The organism is Kitasatospora sp. NPDC059648, from assembly GCF_042734825.1.
Classification (GTDB): Bacteria; Actinomycetota; Actinomycetes; order Streptomycetales; family Streptomycetaceae; genus Kitasatospora.
On sequence record NZ_JBHWDU010000113.1, the window covers coordinates 1 to 15,725 of the forward strand.

Consider the following 15,725-nt stretch of genomic DNA (forward strand, 5'->3'; position numbering starts at 1 on the left):
CCGGCCGGTACGGCTCAGTTGATGGTGTAGCCGGAGCCGTAGGCGGTGATGTCGAACGGGCCGTCCAGGTCGTAGTTGCCGGTGGCGGCGATCCGGCGCAGGCACTCGACCCGGTCGACGGACTTGCGCCACTCGTCCGCGGTGGAGGAGTTGGCCGGGTTGTTCAGGTCGTCGATCCGGACGTCGAAGAAGGCGTCCAGCCAGGCGCGCTCACCGGCGGTGGAGGGGCGGCCGATCTTGGCGTTGGTGCGGTCGATCAGCGCGGGCAGGGCGTCGTACTCGCTGCCGTTGCCGTGCTGGATGGAGGCGTCGTAGAGCTCGGCGCGGGCCAGCGCGGTGGTCAGGCCGAGCTGGTCGGCCTGGTTCATGGCCGGGGTGAAGTAGCGCTGGTCGACCTGGTCGTCCTGGACCTGCCGGAAGGCCGGGTCCTGGGCGGCCTGCTTCCAGGCGGTGATGTAGTCGGCCTCGGGCAGGCCGCTGGTGTCGCCGCTGCCCGCGGCGGCCAGACGCTCGAGTTCGGGGACGAAGCGGGCCAGCGGGTTGTCGGGGTAGACGGCGGTGTAGGCGCGGACGACCTTGAGGGCGTCGCCGTCGTTGGTGGTGAACCCGGCCCGGCCGGCGGTGACGCCGCGGCCGTCGTTGATGTTCTCGGCGTAGCCGTACTGGATCTCGGTGGTGCTGTTCTCGAAGACGCTGATCAGCTGGTCGGCGCGGCGGCGCTGGTCGGGGGTGAGCCCCCCGGCCTGGGCGGCGGCAGCGGCCTGGGCGGCCGGGCCGTCGGAAGCGGCCTGCGCCGTGGTGGCGGCCCAGGCGGCGCCGGCGACCAGGGCGGCCGCCGCGGTGACGGCGGCGAGGCGGTGGGTCCTGGTGGTGCGCATGGTGGTGCTCCGATCCCCGGCGGGGCGACCGCCGGACGCAGTGGGGGGGCGGGCGGTGCGGGTCAGGGCGCGTCGGTGTGGGTCAGGGTCTCCCAGCCGATGAAGTAGTTCGCCCCGAACGGGCTGTGGGCGGCCACGTACTGCTCGGTCTGCGGCATCGGGAGCCCCTCGCGCAGGTGGTACTCGTCGTACGCGAGTTGCACGGCCGGGCCGAGGCCGGTGTTCACCGAACCGTCGCACAGCCAGTCCGGCACGCTCGCGCCGTTGTCGTAGCGGGTGTGGAACTCCACTGCCTTGACCAGCCGTTCGCGTGCCTCGCCCCACAGGTCGACTCCCTGCAGCCGGGCGGTCTCGGCGGCCTGGGCGGCGGCCTCCAGGCCCCAGCCGGTGTGGCCGAAGTCCCGGCAGGTCTCCTGGGACAGCCCGTCGACGAAGGTGGACTGCCCGTTCCAGTACTTGACCAGCGCGGATCCGCCCTTGATCCCGGCGTTCGGCGGGGGCACCGGCAGGTCGCCGTCCGAGGTGAGGTAGACGTACGCGGGCAGCCGGTGCCGCCACAGGTCGACGGCCCGGTCGAACAGGCCGCGGTCCTCCAGGAACACCGCGATCCCCATCAGGGCGTCGGTCTCGATCAGTTCCCAGTTGCCGTTCTTGCGCGGACTGCCGGGGGTCAGCAGCGGCACGTACACGGTGCGCAGCATGGCGGCGAAGCGGTCGACCGAACCCGCCGACCAGCCCGCGCCGGTGTGGCGGACCAGCTCGGCGGCGCGGGCCCAGTTGTTGCCCGACCAGCCGGTCTGCAGTGGGGCGTTGGTGTTGGTGTGCTCCTGGATCACGCCCGACCAGGCGTCCATGATGGAGACCGCCTTGTCGGCGTACCGCTGGTCGCCGGTGAGCACCCACTGCAGGGCCTGGGCGTAGGCGGCCATCGAGTCGTCGCGCTCGTCGGAGCACCCGTTGTCGGGGTGCGAGCTGGATCCGCACTCGACGGTGGCGCGCGGCTTGGGCTGCCAGGCGAGTGAGGCGTACTTGCTCGTCCGCAGGTCGGCGAGGGCGGACGTCCAGGGCTGGGCCCCGGTGGCCAACTTGGCTTTCAAGAAGTCGAGTTGCCGCGCACCGACCAACACGCCCGGGTGCTGGAAGGCGGCGGCGCCCCGGGTGGCCGCCGCCGGGGTGCGGGCTTCGGCGGGGGTGGTGCCGGCGGGCAGCAGGAGGGCGGCGAGGGCGGCCCCGCTGATCAGTGTCCTGAGGGTGTTCCTGGTGCTGCTACGAGCCATGGGGAAGTCGTCCTCTCGGTGGGAGGAGGTCGTGCTCGGGTCCGGTTCCGGTCTCCAGGATGTTAGGAAACCTTCCTAACTACTGGCATTGAACCACCGACTCATGTCCACGCCAAGCCGTCTCGCGCCCGGATACCGGCGGGATTCGTGCCCCTCCCGTCCCACCGGTCCCTCGTTTATCGCCCGTTGATCGTCGACGTCTAGCGTCGGGCCCATGGACGACAGGACGGCCGAGTGGCCGGGGGCGGCGCCCGAGGGGCGGATCACGGAGCAGGACACCGAGCGGTTCCGGCAGTTGTTGGCCGGGCTGGAGAGCTCGCTGGCGGCGGACCGGGAGGTGGCGGGGCGTGAGGCCTGAGGCCGCCGAACAGCGCGGTCCGGCGCCCGGGCCCGTCGAGTGGGGCCCGGTGGCGGTACTGCCGCTCTGGCGGCGGGAAGAGCGCGGGGAGCAGTGCCGGGACGCGGACCGGCCCGGGGTGCTGCGGGGGCAGCCCGGGCCGGTGGCGTCCGGTCGGCCGGAGGCCGTACCGGACGGGGCGTGACGGCTCACGAGCAGTCGCAGCAGCAGCCGTCGCAGCCGCAGTCGTCGCAGCCGCAGCTGTCGCAGCAGTCGCACCCGCACTTGCAGCAGTCGCAGCAGCCGGGGTCGCAGGAACTGCAGCAGTCGCAGCTGTCGCAGCAGTCGTGCCGCTCGCAGAAGCCCTTGCGGCGTTCGCGGGTGAACGGGTCGTTGTGCTCGCAGCAGAGCAACTGGCAGGTGCAGGCCATCAGCGCCCACACCGCGCACCCGGCGAGCAGGTTGCGCGGCTGCGGCGGCTTCCCGAGGGGCGGGCCGAAGCCGGGGCCCTGCGGCACCCACGGCGGGACCGGCGCCTGGTTCGGGTCCTGGCCGGGGTTCGGGCCGCCGGGGTGGCCGGGCGGCACCTGACGCGGCGGCGCGTCCTGGGGGTGCTCGGCGGTGGCGCCGTGCTTGCCGCTCCGGCAGCTCGCCCCGTGCCCGGGCCGGCCGAAGACCCGGTCCACCGCGCTCTCCGTCTCGTGCCCGAGCAGTACGTGCACCAGCGCCCGGTCGGTCAGTTCGACCTCGCGCAGCGCGAGCCGGATGCCGTGCACGGCGTCGCGGCAGAGCCGTTCGGCCTCGGCGCGGTCGGTGCCGGTGGCGGTCAGCGGGTTCCAGGCGCCCGAGGCGGCGTCGGCGGCCTGGTCCTCGGCGGCGTCGAGGAGGTGGGCGAGCCGGCCGAACAGGCGGCCCGCCTCGGCGAGCGGCGCGGCGTTGCCGGGGCGGCCGGCGATCACGGCGGTGTGGGCGAAGGCGGCCGAAGTGGCGGTCTCGGTGGGCTCGGTGACCAGCAGCACGGAGCCGCCGGGCAGTAGCGAGCGCTCCAACTCGCCCTGCCGGGAGGCGGCGTCGAGCAGCACGGCGGTGTCGAAGCCGACGGCGGAGGCGCTGCCCGCGCTCTTGCGGTCCCAGCGCCGGGTCACCGCGCGGGCCCCGACGGCGACCGGGCGGCGGGCGAACACGCCGTCCCGGTCCTCGACGTGGTCGCGGATCTTCACCGAGGCGAGCGCGAGCGAGACGGCTGCCGCCAGCCGGGCCCCCTCGCCCTTGGCGACGGAGGCCGTTCGCATGCCGCGCAGCGGGCACGGCCCGGCGGTGCGGCGCCGGCTGGAGTCCTCCCGGGCGGCCTGGGCCTCGACCAGGACGGAGATGATCAGCCCGTCGTAGTTGGTGGCGGTCCGGGCGAGCTGCCCGTGGTCGTCCCGCAGGGCGAGGCAGAGCCCGCACAGGTGCGCCATCCAGGAGGCCTGGAGACGTTCGGACAGCCGGTGCCTACACGGTCTGATGATGCCGAACACGATCCTCGTCCCCCTCGCCGATGGGCCGCTGACCGGCCACTTTCTCGGCGGACATCATATGATCACCGTGCGCCGGGGCGGACCGGTCGGCCGAACCGGAGCCCAGCTGCCGTCGGACCGTCACCCGGCCGTCGAAGGGCCGCGCCGGCCCCGGTGTTCGCGGACCGGGCGGGCGGCGGGAAGGGCCGTCGGAGGGGCCGGTCGTGGTGAGCCGAGGGCGAACAGCCGTCCGGTAGCGGCCGGTCGGCGCGTACGGTGGCGGGCATGTCGACAGTACGGACGGTGCGGTTGCCCGGACTCACCCTCGCCTACCGCGAGAGCGGACGCCCCGACGGCCCTCCGCTGGTGCTGCTGCACGGCCTCGGCGAGCGCGCCACCGGCTGGGACACGGTGCTGCCCGACCTCGCCCCCCGCCACCACGTGTACGCCCTCGACCTGCGCGGCCACGGCGACAGCGGCCGCACCGCCTCCTACGGTCTGGAGGTGATGCGCGAGGACGTGCTCGCCTTCCTCGACGCCCTCGGCCTGGACCGGGTCGACCTGGTCGGCCACTCGATGGGCGGTGCCGTCGCCTACCTTCTCGCCCAGGCCGTGCCCGAGCGGATCGAGCGGCTGGTCCTGGAGGAGATCCCCGCCCTTCACCCGCGTCCGTCGAGCGTGCCGCCCGAAGGAGCGGACGAACCGGCGCACTTCGACTGGGCGATGGTGCGGGCCGTCAAGGCGCAGCTCGACACCCCCGATCCGGCCTGGCGGGAAGGGCTGACCAGGATCACCGCCCGCACCCTCGCCGTCGCGGGCGGGCCCACCAGCCACGTCCCCCAGGAGCGGATCGTCGAACTCGCCCGGCTGATCCCGGACTGCCGCCTGGTCACCATCGAGGCCGGACACCTGGTGCACAACGCCCGCCCGGCCGAGTTCATCGCCGCCGTGGCGCCCTTCCTGGAAGCCTGAGCCGGGACGCCGGGACGCCGGGACGCCGGGACGCCGGGACGCCGGGACGCCGGGACGCCGGGACGCCGGGACGCCGGGACGCCGGGACGCCGGGACGGCGCACCAGCGCCCCGGGCCGCCCCGACCCGACCGTCACCTGAAGACGATGGCGTGGCCGGTGGCGAGGCTGGCCCGAACAGGCCCGGAACAGCTGGTGCCACGCGAAGACCTCCGGCTCGAACGGATCGTCACCCGGCAAGGCCTCCAAGCGCCGCGACTCCGCCGGGTCGAGAGAGCCGTCGGCCGCCGGCCGGATCCCGATGGCTGCGGCGAACCCCTGGAGCTCCGCGAGCAGGGCGCCACTGGAGCCCACCATCCCGGCGCCGGGCACATCGGCCTCCTCCGGGAGGAAGAGCGGGTCCTCGAACGCGGACTCCGCCGGTACGTAGTAGCCCGCGTGGTCGGCGTGGCAGAGCAGGTGCGAGTCGAACATGACCGTCTCGTCGTCGACCAGTTCCAGGTCGGCCTCGTACTGCTCGCGGCTGACCCCGCGCGCCCCGGTGACCGGCTCGCCCAGCCGGTGCAGCACGTACACCCGCCGCAGCCCGGCCAGGTAGCTGTACGGGAAGCCCGCCGAGAAGACCTCGGCGGGGCCTCCCGGCGCGGCAACCGGCTCCCGCCAGACCACGCCCTCGGCACCCAGCGCCCGGTGCAGCACCTCGGCGTCGTCCCGCAGCTCAGGGGTGCCGAGCAGTCCGACACTGATGGACAGTCCCATGCCCGCTACACCCCCTGCTCGGCGGGCAGCCGCCCGCTGCGCACCGCCGCGACCAGCTCGGCGTGGTCGGCCTCGGTTCGGTCCGCGTAGGCGACGGCGAAGGCGGCGACCGCCTCGTCCAGGGCCTCGCTCTTGCCGCAGTACCCGGCCAGCAGGCCCGGGTCGGCGGTGTGGGCGTGCGCCCGGGCGAGCAGGGCGCCGGTGATCCGGGCGTAGTCGTCGAGCTGGGCGGGCAGCAGCGCGGCCGGGTCGACGCTGCCCTTGCGGTTGCGGAACTGCCGTACCTGGTAGGGGAGCCCGTCGACGGTCGTCCAGCCGAGAAGGGTGTCGCTGACCACCTGCATGTGCTTCTGGCCGAGCACCACCCGCCGTCCCTCGTGCTCCTCCGTGCGCTGCCCGTGGCCGCCGAGGTGCGGCAGCAGCACGGACGGCCGGGCCTCCTTCACCTGCAGCACCAGCGGCTGGTCCCGGTGGTCGGTGAGCAGCACCACGTACGAGCGGGTGCCGACACTGCCGGTGCCGACCACCCGGAACGCCACGTCCTGCACCCGGTAGCGGGACAGCAGGGTGCGCACCTCGGCGGGCACCGTCGCCACGTACGGGCCGAGCGCCTCGGCCACCGCCCGGGCGGTCGCGTCGGTGACCCGGGTGAGCACCGGCGGAGCGGCCGTGAACCGCCAACCGCCGTCCGCGGTACGGGCGGTGCTGCGGGCGGCGAACCGGGCGCTGGTGTTGCCGAGCGCCTTCGCGCCGACCTTCCGCAACACCTCGGTGAGGTCGTGCGCCTCGGCGAAGGACACCAACTGCTCGTCCGCCACGGCGTTCCAGGCGTCCAGGGCGGGCAGCTTCGCGAGCGTGCGCACGGTGCGGCGGTAGGAGCCGGCCGCGTGCTGGGCGGCGGCGCGGGCGGTGGTCTCGCTCGCCCCGGCCTCCCGGCCCGCCAGCACCAGGCTGGTGGCGAGCCGCTTGAGGTCCCACTCCCAGGGGCCGGGCACGGTCTCGTCGAAGTCGTTGATGTCCATCACCAGTTGGCCGCGCGCATCGCCGTACAGCCCGAAGTTCGCCGCGTGCGCGTCCCCGCACAGCTGCGCCGGCACGCCGGTCACCGGCGTGCCCGCGAGGTCGGCGGCCATCAGCCCGGCGGAGCCGCGCAGGAAGGCGAACGGAGTGGCGGCCATCCGGCCCACCCTGATCGGCACCAGGCCCGCGATCCGGCCCGCGTTGGAGGCCTCCAGCGCCGCCACCGCCGTGGGCCGGTCGGCCGCGGGCGCGAACTCGGAGTGCCGCTCCCGGGGAACCCGCCCCCGCAGCGCCTTCCCCTGCTCCCGCGCCCGCCGCGCCCGGCCGTCCGGCCCGGCCGCGAACCCGGGGACGGTGAACTTCCGCCGCCCGGTGGTGGTCCCGATGTCCGTCACTGTTCCCCGCCCGCCTTGCTCGAACTCCCGCCCGCGACCTGCACGGATGGCTCATCAGGGGGAGTGACGTCCGGCGTCGCGCGGTGGTTCCGGGGGCTGCCCGGGTGAGGCGTGGGGCCCGCCGCGTAGCCTGGGGAGGGTGAACGATCTCCGGAGGGGCCTGGCGGCCCGACTCCCCGCCGCCGCAGCCGCGTTGCTCATCGTGGCGGCCGGCCTCGGCGTACGCGCGGCGATGACCGGCGACCTGGCCAAGTACGCGGGTGACGCGCTCTACACCGTCCTCGTCTACGCCCTGGTGGTGCTGGTCGCGCCGAGGGTGCGGTCGGCGCGGGCTGCTCTGGTCGCGGCCGGGGTGAGCTGGGCGGTGGAGCTGTTCCAGGCGACCGGGCTGCCGGACGCGTGGGGGCGGCGCAGCGGGCTGGTGCACCTGGTGCTCGGGTCGACCTTCAACCCGCCGGACCTGTTGTGGTACGTGGTCGGCGCGGCCGGCGCCGCACTGTTGCACCGGGCGCTGCGGCCCGGTGGGACCGCAGCGCTCGCGGACGCGAACTGACGGAACGTCAGAGGGGGAGCAGCTCCGGCCGCTTGGCCTCGACGTGGTCGCCCGAGGACTCGCCGCGCAGGCGACGGCCCACCCAGGGGATCAGGTGCTCGCGGGCCCACTGGAGGTTCTCGCGCCGCTGGTCGGCGGCGGTGAGGACGCGGGCGTTCGGCCACGGGGCCTCCGGGTCGTCCGCGGTGCGCAGACCCAGCGAGCGGGCGGCCAGCAGGGCGACCCGCTGGTGCCCCTCCGGGGACAGGTGCAGCCGGTCCTCGCTCCAGGCGCGGCGGTCCTGCACCGCGCGCAGCGACCACAGGTCGGCCACCTTGCAGTCGTAGCGGTCGGCGACCGCCCGCATGTGCCCGTTGTAGGTGGCGATCTTGCCGCGGAGGTGCTTGAGCAGCGGCACCTCGCGGGTGTCGAAGCCGGTGCAGATCAGCACCGTCCCGGCGCTCTCGGCGAGTTCGGCGACTGCGGCCTCGAAGCGTTCGGCCACCTCGTCCGGGTCGCTGCCGGGCCGCAGGATGTCGTTGCCGCCGGCGCAGAAGGTGACCAGTTCGGGCTGGAGCCGGCGGACCTGCGGCACCTGCTCGGCCACGATCTGGTCCAACAGCCGTCCGCGTACCGCCAGGTTGGCGTAGCGGAACCCGCCCGGCGGCCTGCCCTCGGCGAGCATCCCGGCCAGGCGGTCGGCCCAGCCGGCGAAGGCGCCATCGGCACCCGGGTCGTTCAGGCCCTCGGTGAAGCTGTCCCCGAGGGCGGCGTACGAACTGAGGTCAAGGGTCTCCTGGAGGTTCGGCATGAAAGAGATAGTTCACCCATTCAAGTGACCTACGCCACCGTAGGTGACCCTGGCGGCACGTGAGATGGGCCACGTACCCTGCGCGGCCCCTCTCCCGGCCGGTCCTGACGCCGTCGAGGCGCCGCTCGCACCGTCCGCACGCCCCGCCCGCACGCACCGCCCGCACGCACCGCCGCGCTCGCACGGCCGCGCTCGCACCGCCCCGTCGCAGAGCGCCGTGCCCCGGAAAGCACAAGATCCGTGCCCCCTTCCGCTTTCCGGGCCGTCAGGACCATGCTCGAAGTACGGCGCGCCGCTCCGGCCGCCGTTCTTCCTGGGGGAGAACCAGACCATGAACCTCTCCGAGAACTGGACCGTCGACGACCGCTGCACCAACTGCGACGTGGCCCGGCAGCTCGCGCCCGACCTGATCCGCGAGCACGCCCGCAGGTCCGAGCTGATCCGCCAGCCGCGCGACGAGGCCGAGCAGCGGCAGCTGCTCGCCGCCGCCCACGCCTGCCCGACCCGCTCGATCCGTCCCGGCACCGGCCGACTCGACCCGGCCACCGACCCGTTCCCGATCGCGCTGGACGAGCTCGGGGAGGTGCTGCTGCTGGGCCACAACTCCCGTCGGACCGCGGGCGCCAACTCCTACCTGTGCCGCAGGCCCACGGGCTGGGTGATGGTCGACACGCCCCGCTACAGCGAGGCGCTCGCCGCCCGCTACCGGGCGCTCGGCCCGGTCACCGACATCCTGCTCACCCACCGTGACCACGCGGCGCACGGCCGGGAGTACGCCGACCGGCTGGGCGCCCGGCTGTGGATCCACGAGGGCGACCTCGCCGCCGCCCCCGACGCCGACGAAGTGCTGTGCGGCACCGACCCGGTGGAGATCTCGCCCGGACTGGTCGCCCACCCCTTCCCGGGCCACACCCTGGGCAGTGTGCTGTACGTCGCCGACCGGCGCTACTGCTTCAGCGGTGACAGCCTGTACTGGTCGCGCACCAACCGGGACATCGAGGTGCAGGAAGCGGTGACCTGGTACTCGATCGAGGAGCAGTCCGCCTCGCTGGACCGCAGCCTGGACGCGCTGCGCTTCGAGTGGCTGCTGCCGGGCCACGGCGACAAGCAGCGGATGCCCGCCGAGGAGGCGGAGCGCAGGATGCGCGCCCTCGCCGTCCGCGCCCGGAGGCTGCGGACCGAGCCGGTGGACTTCGCAGCCGTGCGCTGGTGACCCCCGACGGCAGCGCCGTGCGCCGGGGCTCGCGCCGGGTGCGCGGGGGGTTGCGCCCGCCGGGCTCGCCCGCGCGGGTGTGCGAACGGGAGCGGCGGGGCAGCCGCCTCTGGAGCGACGCGTACCCGAACCCCGCGATCCGAGGACGGTTGAGCAATGTCCACGCACACCCAGGCGCGTACGGCGCGGCCCCGGCGCTACCTGATGTGCCGGCCCACCCACTTCACGGTGGACTACGCGATCAACCCGTGGATGGACCCGGCGCAGCCCACCGACACCGAGCTCGCCGTCCGCCAGTGGGAGCGGCTGCACCGCACCTACCGGCGCCTCGGCCACACCGTCGAGCTGATCGACCCGGTTCCGGGCCTGCCCGACATGGTCTACGCCGCCAACGGTGCCACCGTGCTGGACGGTCGCGCCCTGGTGGCGACGTTCCGCTACCCGGAGCGGGCCGCCGAGTCCGACGCCTACCAGTCCTGGTTCCGCCTGCACGGCTACCGCGCGGTGCGCCGCGCCGGCCACGTCAACGAGGGCGAGGGCGACCACCTGGTGGTCGGCCGCCGGGTCCTCGCCGGGACGGGCTTCCGCACGTCACGGGCCGCGCACGCCGAGGCGGAGCAGCTCTTCGGCGTGCCGGTCGTCAGCCTGACCCTGGTCGATCCGCGCTTCTACCACCTGGACACCGCGCTGGCCGTCCTCTCCGACGACCACGTCATGTACTACCCGGAGGCCTTCGACGCCCACAGCCGCTCGGTGCTCCGCGCCCTCTACCCGGACGCGATCCTCGCCGACCGCGCCGACGCCGAGGTGTTCGGGCTGAACGCGGTCTCGGACGGCCGCCGGGTGCTGCTCCCGGAGGCGGCCAAGAACCTGACGGGGCGGCTCGCGGAGCACGGCTACGAGCCGATCCCGGTGGACGTCTCCGAGCTGCTGAAGGGCGGCGGCGGGGCGAAGTGCTGCACGCTCGAACTCAGGCCGTGACCGCTCTTCTCACCCGGTGACGAGCAGCACCTCCAGGGTGCGCGGCCCGTGCACCCCCTCGACCCGGTCGAGTTCGATGTCGCTGGTCGCCGACGGCCCGGAGATCCAGGTCTGCGGGCGCGCCGGGTCGAGCCGGGGCAGCGCCAGCGGGACGGAGGCGACGACCTGCTCCGGTGCCCGCACCACGCAGAGGTGGTGGTCGGGGACGAGCGATAGCAGTCGCCGGCCCTGACCGGGCCCGGCGTCCAGCACGATCGTCCCGGTCTCGGCGATCGCCAGTGCGCAGCCGGTGACCACGCTGTCCACGGCGTCCAGCCGGGCGGCGGTGAGGGTACCGTCGTCCGGCAGCAGCTCGACCCCGACGGCCGCCGTGAGCCAGCCGTCCGGCAGCCCGGCCGGCACGGCGACCGTGCGACTGCCGCGCGCGGCGAGCAACTCGGCGATTCGGCGCGGGAGTTCCTCCTCGGTACCGCGGTGCACCAGTGCCCGGTAGTCGGCCAGGTTGCGGTGCAGCAGGTCGAGCAGCGCGGCCGGATCGCCGGCCGGGGCGTGGGCGCCCAGGTAGCCGCGTGGCAGCGGCTGTTCGGCCGCGTCGCCTGCGTCGCCGAGCGCGGCCCGGATCCGGCCGAGGACCAAGTCCCTTGAGGTCACGTACGGTTCCTCCGCCACCAGTCGCGGAACGGTCCGGCCGGTACCTCCGGCAGGTCCCGGCTGTCGGTCCAGGCCCGGCCGGGGCCGGGCAGTCGGCGCGGGTGCAGGGCGCGGGTGCGCCCGGCCAGCCGCTCGGCGGCCGCGAGCGCCGCCGGGTGGTCCAGGACGTACCCGGCGGCGGCCATGGCGGCCCGCTCCAGCGGATGGCCGCCCTGCTCGGCGACCCGTTCGCGCAGGTGCACCAGCACCTCGGGGATGTCGATGGCCACCGGGCAGACCTCGTAGCAGGCCCCGCAGAGCGAGGAGGCGTACGGCAGCGAGGCGTCCACCGGGCTCGCGGTGCCGCGCAGTTGGGGGGTGAGGATGGCGCCGATCGGTCCGGGGTAGACCGAGCCGTAGGCGTGCCCGCCGGCCCGCTCGTACACCGGGCAGACGTTGAGGCAGGCCGAGCAGCGGATGCACCGCAGGGCCTGTCGGCCGACCTGGTCGGCCAGTGCGGTGGTGCGCCCGTTGTCGAGCAGCACCAGGTGGAACTCGGACGGGCCGTCGCCCGGTGTCGTCCCGGTCCACAGGGAGGTGTAGGGGTTCATCCGCTCGGCGGTGGAGGAGCGGGGGAGCAGTTGGAGGAAGACTTCGAGATCCCGCCAGGTCGGCACGACCTTCTCGATGCCGACCACGGAGATCAGGGTGCGCGGGAGGGTGAGGCACATCCGGCCGTTGCCCTCGGACTCGACCACCACCATGGTGCCGGTCTCGGCGACCATGAAGTTGGCGCCGGAGACGGCCACTTCGGCGCGCAGGAACTTCTCCCGCAGGTGCAGCCGGGCGGCCTCGGCGAGTTCGGCGGGGGAGTCGGTCAGGCCCTCCGGTGCCGGGCGGCCCCAGGCGCCCATCCGGTCGGCGAAGATCTCCCGGATCTCGGCGCGGTTGCGGTGGATCGCCGGGACCAGGATGTGCGAGGGCCGGTCCTCGCCCAACTGCACGATCAGCTCGGCGAGATCGGTCTCGTAGGCGGTGATCCCCTCGGCGGCCAGCGACTCGTTCAGCCCGATCTCCTGGGTGGCCATCGACTTGACCTTGACCACCTCCGTCCTGCCGGTGGCGTGGACCAGCCCGGCGACGATCCGGTTGGCCTCCTCGGCGTCCGCCGCCCAGTGCACGGTGCCGCCGGCCGCCGTGACGGACTCCTCCAACTGCACCAGGTAGCGGTCGAGATGGCGCAGCGTGTGGTCCTTGATCGCCTTCCCGGCCGCGCGCAGCTCGGCCCAGTCAGGGAGTTCCGCGACGGCCCGGGCCCGCTTGTCACGGATGGTGTGGGTGGCGTGCCGCAGGTTGGCGCGCAGCTGCCCGTCCCGTACCGCGCGGGCGGCGGCCCGTGGGAAGGCGGGCATGCCGAGGAACACGTTCGTCACGACGGCCTCCAGGGGTGGTCCTCGGTGCTGGCCAGGATCTCCGCGAGGTGCAGCGGCCGCAGCGCGTCACCCCGCCGGCGCAGGGTGCCGCCGAGGTGCAGCAGGCAGGAGTTGTCGGCGCCGCACAGCACCTGGGCCCCGGTGTCGAGGGCGTTGGCGAGCTTGTCCTCGGCCATCGCCGCCGAGACGGCCGCGTTCTTGACGGCGAAGGTCCCGCCGAAGCCGCAGCACTCCTCCGCACCCGGCAGCTCGACCAGCTCCAGCCCCTTGACGGCGCGCAGCAGTCGCAGCGGCCGATCGCCCAGTCCGAGCATCCGCAGGCCGTGGCAGGAGGGGTGGTAGGTGACGGTGTGCGGGAAGTACGCGCCGACGTCCTCGACCCCGAGCACGTCGACCAGGAACTCGGTGAGCTCGACCACCCGGGGTGCCAGGGCGACGGCGGCGTCGGATAGTTCGCTGCCCCGGCCCTCGGCGGCGGCCCGGGCGCCGATCCGGGGGTAGTTGTCCCGGACCATCGCCACGCAGGAGCCCGAGGGCGTCACCACGTGGTCGTACCCGGCGAAGGCACGGGCGGTCCGGCGCACCAGCGGCTCGCAGGCCCGGCGGTAGCCGGTGTTGTACTGCGGCTGCCCGCAGCAGGTCTGCCCGGCGGGGAAGTCCACCGTCACGCCCAGGCGTTCCAGCAGCCGCACGGTGGCGACCGCCGTGGCGGGGAACAGCGCGTCGTTGACGCAGGTGGCGAACAGCGCGACCCGCAACCCGAACTCCTCACGTCGAAACGGCACCGGCCCGCCCGTGATGGTAACGGGCGGGCCGGTGCCGGCGAAGCAGGCCGCGAAGGTGCCTTCTCCGGGGCTCAGGCGCCGGCGCCGAGCCAGAGGTCCGGGCCGAACACCTCGTAGTGGATGTCCGCAGCCGGGACACCCGCCTCGATCAGCTGCCCGCGCACGGCGCGCAGGAAGGGCAGCGGGCCGCACAGGTAGGCGGTGGTGCCGGCCGGGACCTCGACGGTCGACAGGTCGACCAGGCCGGTGCGCTCGGCCGGCCACTCGCCGAGCGGCCGCTCGTAGAAGACGTGGGCGGTGGCGTTGGCCAGCTTGGCGGTCAGCTGCTCCAGGTCGGCGCGGAAGGCGTGGCTGAGCTGGTCGCGGTCGCCGTGCACCGAGATGACCTGCCGGGTGGAGCCGGTGGCGGCCAGGTGGTCGAGCATCGCGGTCATCGGGGTGTTGCCGATGCCGGCGGAGGCGAGAAGCACCGGGCCGTCGCCCTCGGCGAGGAAGATGTCGCCCAGCGGGGGAGCCAGCTCGACGGTGTCACCGGCCCGCAGGGTGTCGTGCAGGTGGCCGGAGACCTCGCCGTCGCGCTTGACGCTGAAGCGCAGTGCGTTGTCGGCGCCGCCGGACAGGCTGTACTGGCGGATCTGGTGGGCGCCGTCGGGCAGTTCGGTGCGCACCGAGACGTACTGGCCGGGGCGGGAGGCCGGGAGGGGGCGGCCGTCGGCCGGGCGGACCAGGTAGGTGGTGACGGTCCCCGTCTCCTGGTGGCGGGCGACCACGGTGTACGGACGCCACAGGTCGGCCTGGTCGCCGCCGGCCGCGGCCTCGGCGCGCAGCCGCTCCTCGACGGCCATCAGGGCGTTGGCCATCAGCCAGTAGACCTCGTCCCAGGCGGCGGCGACCTCGGGGGTGACGGCCTCGCCGAGGACCTCGACGATCGCGGCGAACAGGTGCTCGTGGACGACCTTGTACTGCTCGTCGTTGATGCCGACCGAGACGTGCTTGTGGGCGATCCGCGCGAGCATCGCGTCCGGGCGCTGGTCGGGGTGGGCGACCAGCGCGGAGGCGAAGGCGGCTATCGAGCCGGCCAGCGCCTCGCGCTGGGTGCCGTTGGCCTGGTTGCCCCGGTTGAAGAGGTCGCTCAGCAGCTCCGGGTGCGCGGCGAACAGCCGGTCGTAGAAGCGCGGGGTGATGTCACCGATCGCGCCGCCCACGACGGGCAGGGTGGCCTCGACGACCTCGGCGGACTTCGCGGACAGCATCAGAAGAGCTCCTGACTGGTAGCTGAGAACTGGTATCTCAGATTCGCATTAAAGGCCGTTGGGTGCCGACCGGCCCCCGGGGGACGGGGTCAGTCGGCGGGTCTGGCGGTGAGGCCGAGCAGCACCGGACCGGTGGGGGAGGCCACCAGGTCGTCGATGCTGAGCGGGTCGAGCGCCGCCAAGAACGCCTCCTGTGCGGTGCGCAGCGCCCCTCGCAGCCTGCAGGCGGCCCGCAGCGGGCACGGAGGGTCGTCCTCGCAGCCGACCACGTCGCCGACGCCCTCCAGCTCGCGCAGCAGTAGGCCGAGCGAACCGGTCCGCCCGGCGAAGGTGATCATCAGCCCGCCGCCGCGTCCGCGTCGGGCCTCCACCACCCCGAGGTGCTGCAGCCTGCTGACCACCTTCGCCGCATGGGTGTACGGCACGCCGACCGACTCGGCCACCTCGCGGGTGGTCGGGTTCTCGCCCTCGCCGAGTACGGCGAGCCGCATCGCGATGCGGAGGGCGATGTCGGTGCTCTTGGTCAGCCTCACGAGAGAACGCTAAACGAATACGACTCCGAAACTCCAATTTCCTGCTCGATTCTGGCTGAGGCCCCGGTCACGCCGCCGGTCGGGCCTGGTCGGGGCGGGGCCGCCGGGTAGGTGGACCGGGGGAGGCGGGCGGCCTCGGTGAGCGCATCTCGGTCGAATCCGAACAGTTGGCGACATTACCGATCAGCTCCTGACCCACCATCAGTGGCCGATCTACGCTTCCCCCGGCTCCGGAGCCACGCCACGCTTGCCACCCCTCCGCCGACTCCCCTGGAGATCCTGTGAGACCACGTCGTGCACCCCGGCGCACCTGGACGGCGGGGGGGGGGGGGTGGCCGGGCCCGGCCGCCCCCCCCGCCCGCCCCCCCCCCCCCCCCCCCGGGCCCCCCCCCCCGCCCCGCGGGCGCCCGCCGGCGGCG

The 15,725-nt window shown here is 74.2% G+C and carries 17 protein-coding genes; 6 read left to right on the plus strand and 11 right to left on the minus strand.

What is annotated here, in order from left to right:
• Nucleotides 1-14: 14 nt before the first annotated feature.
• Entirely contained in the window at nucleotides 15-878 is an 864-nt protein-coding gene (locus tag ACFV1W_RS36660; RefSeq protein WP_380421611.1) for a chitosanase, read from the minus strand.
• 62 nt (nucleotides 879-940) lie between these two features.
• Nucleotides 941-2,155 carry an alginate lyase family protein gene (locus ACFV1W_RS36665; protein ID WP_380421612.1) on the minus strand — a complete coding sequence of 405 codons (1,215 nt, stop codon included), beginning with the start codon at nucleotides 2,153-2,155 and terminating at the stop codon, nucleotides 941-943.
• Nucleotides 2,156-2,369: 214 nt separating this feature from the next.
• Here ACFV1W_RS36665 and ACFV1W_RS36670 point away from each other — a divergent pair, with 214 nt between their 5' ends.
• Together ACFV1W_RS36670 and ACFV1W_RS36675 are read left to right on the plus strand one after the other, a co-directional pair.
• The gene (locus ACFV1W_RS36670; protein ID WP_158714175.1) at nucleotides 2,370-2,513 is read left to right on the plus strand and encodes a hypothetical protein; all 144 of its coding nucleotides are present in this window, start codon (nucleotides 2,370-2,372) and stop codon (nucleotides 2,511-2,513) included.
• Nucleotides 2,503-2,697 carry a hypothetical protein gene (locus ACFV1W_RS36675; protein WP_380421613.1) on the plus strand — a complete coding sequence of 65 codons (195 nt, stop codon included), beginning with the start codon at nucleotides 2,503-2,505 and terminating at the stop codon, nucleotides 2,695-2,697. Before ACFV1W_RS36670 ends, ACFV1W_RS36675 begins: the two co-directional genes overlap by 11 nt.
• A 4-nt stretch (nucleotides 2,698-2,701) precedes the next feature.
• Here the strand turns inward: ACFV1W_RS36675 and ACFV1W_RS36680 are convergent, their stop codons facing one another.
• A complete protein-coding gene (locus ACFV1W_RS36680; RefSeq protein WP_380421614.1) occupies nucleotides 2,702-4,012 on the minus strand; it encodes a DUF5685 family protein in 1,311 nt (436 codons plus the stop codon).
• Between the two features lie 264 nt (nucleotides 4,013-4,276).
• Between ACFV1W_RS36680 and ACFV1W_RS36685 the strand changes: the two genes are divergently transcribed.
• Entirely contained in the window at nucleotides 4,277-4,963 is a 687-nt protein-coding gene (locus ACFV1W_RS36685; protein WP_380421615.1) for an alpha/beta fold hydrolase, read from the plus strand.
• Here ACFV1W_RS36685 and ACFV1W_RS36690 read toward each other — a convergent pair.
• The gene (locus ACFV1W_RS36690; RefSeq protein ID WP_380421616.1) at nucleotides 4,929-5,720 is read right to left on the minus strand and encodes a hypothetical protein; all 792 of its coding nucleotides are present in this window, start codon (nucleotides 5,718-5,720) and stop codon (nucleotides 4,929-4,931) included. The two genes, ACFV1W_RS36685 and ACFV1W_RS36690, sit on opposite strands and share 35 nt — an antisense overlap.
• A 5-nt stretch (nucleotides 5,721-5,725) precedes the next feature.
• The gene (locus ACFV1W_RS36695) at nucleotides 5,726-7,135 is read right to left on the minus strand and encodes a DUF2252 domain-containing protein (protein ID WP_380421617.1); all 1,410 of its coding nucleotides are present in this window, start codon (nucleotides 7,133-7,135) and stop codon (nucleotides 5,726-5,728) included.
• Nucleotides 7,136-7,274: 139 nt separating this feature from the next.
• Between ACFV1W_RS36695 and ACFV1W_RS36700 the strand changes: the two genes are divergently transcribed.
• Nucleotides 7,275-7,688: a DUF2809 domain-containing protein gene (locus tag ACFV1W_RS36700; protein ID WP_380421618.1), complete on the plus strand. Its 414-nt coding sequence runs from the start codon at nucleotides 7,275-7,277 to the stop codon at nucleotides 7,686-7,688.
• Between the two features lie 7 nt (nucleotides 7,689-7,695).
• Here the strand turns inward: ACFV1W_RS36700 and ACFV1W_RS36705 are convergent, their stop codons facing one another.
• A complete protein-coding gene (locus ACFV1W_RS36705; RefSeq protein WP_380421619.1) occupies nucleotides 7,696-8,478 on the minus strand; it encodes an SGNH/GDSL hydrolase family protein in 783 nt (260 codons plus the stop codon).
• A gap of 331 nt (nucleotides 8,479-8,809) precedes the next feature.
• On the opposite strand from ACFV1W_RS36705, the gene ACFV1W_RS36710 reads away from it, so the two are divergent.
• Together ACFV1W_RS36710 and ddaH are read left to right on the plus strand one after the other, a co-directional pair.
• Entirely contained in the window at nucleotides 8,810-9,691 is an 882-nt protein-coding gene (locus tag ACFV1W_RS36710; RefSeq protein WP_380421620.1) for an MBL fold metallo-hydrolase, read from the plus strand.
• A gap of 156 nt (nucleotides 9,692-9,847) precedes the next feature.
• A complete protein-coding gene (gene ddaH, locus ACFV1W_RS36715) occupies nucleotides 9,848-10,672 on the plus strand; it encodes a dimethylargininase (RefSeq protein WP_380421621.1) in 825 nt (274 codons plus the stop codon).
• A 9-nt stretch (nucleotides 10,673-10,681) separates the two neighbouring features.
• On the opposite strand, the gene ACFV1W_RS36720 is transcribed toward ddaH, so the two are convergent.
• From ACFV1W_RS36720 to ACFV1W_RS36740, 5 genes are all read right to left on the minus strand, one after another.
• Nucleotides 10,682-11,323: a lactate utilization protein C gene (locus tag ACFV1W_RS36720; RefSeq protein WP_380421622.1), complete on the minus strand. Its 642-nt coding sequence runs from the start codon at nucleotides 11,321-11,323 to the stop codon at nucleotides 10,682-10,684.
• The gene (locus ACFV1W_RS36725) at nucleotides 11,320-12,714 is read right to left on the minus strand and encodes a lactate utilization protein B (protein WP_380421629.1); all 1,395 of its coding nucleotides are present in this window, start codon (nucleotides 12,712-12,714) and stop codon (nucleotides 11,320-11,322) included. The genes ACFV1W_RS36720 and ACFV1W_RS36725 overlap by 4 nt, the downstream gene beginning before the upstream one ends.
• Nucleotides 12,715-12,731: 17 nt before the next feature.
• Nucleotides 12,732-13,493, minus strand: a complete 762-nt coding sequence (locus ACFV1W_RS36730; protein WP_380421630.1) for a (Fe-S)-binding protein — start codon at nucleotides 13,491-13,493, stop codon at nucleotides 12,732-12,734.
• A gap of 98 nt (nucleotides 13,494-13,591) precedes the next feature.
• Entirely contained in the window at nucleotides 13,592-14,773 is a 1,182-nt protein-coding gene (locus tag ACFV1W_RS36735) for a globin domain-containing protein (RefSeq protein WP_380421623.1), read from the minus strand.
• A gap of 89 nt (nucleotides 14,774-14,862) precedes the next feature.
• Complete coding sequence (locus ACFV1W_RS36740; RefSeq protein ID WP_380421624.1) at nucleotides 14,863-15,306, minus strand: RrF2 family transcriptional regulator; 444 nt, start codon at nucleotides 15,304-15,306, stop codon at nucleotides 14,863-14,865.
• Nucleotides 15,307-15,725: the final 419 nt, after the last annotated feature.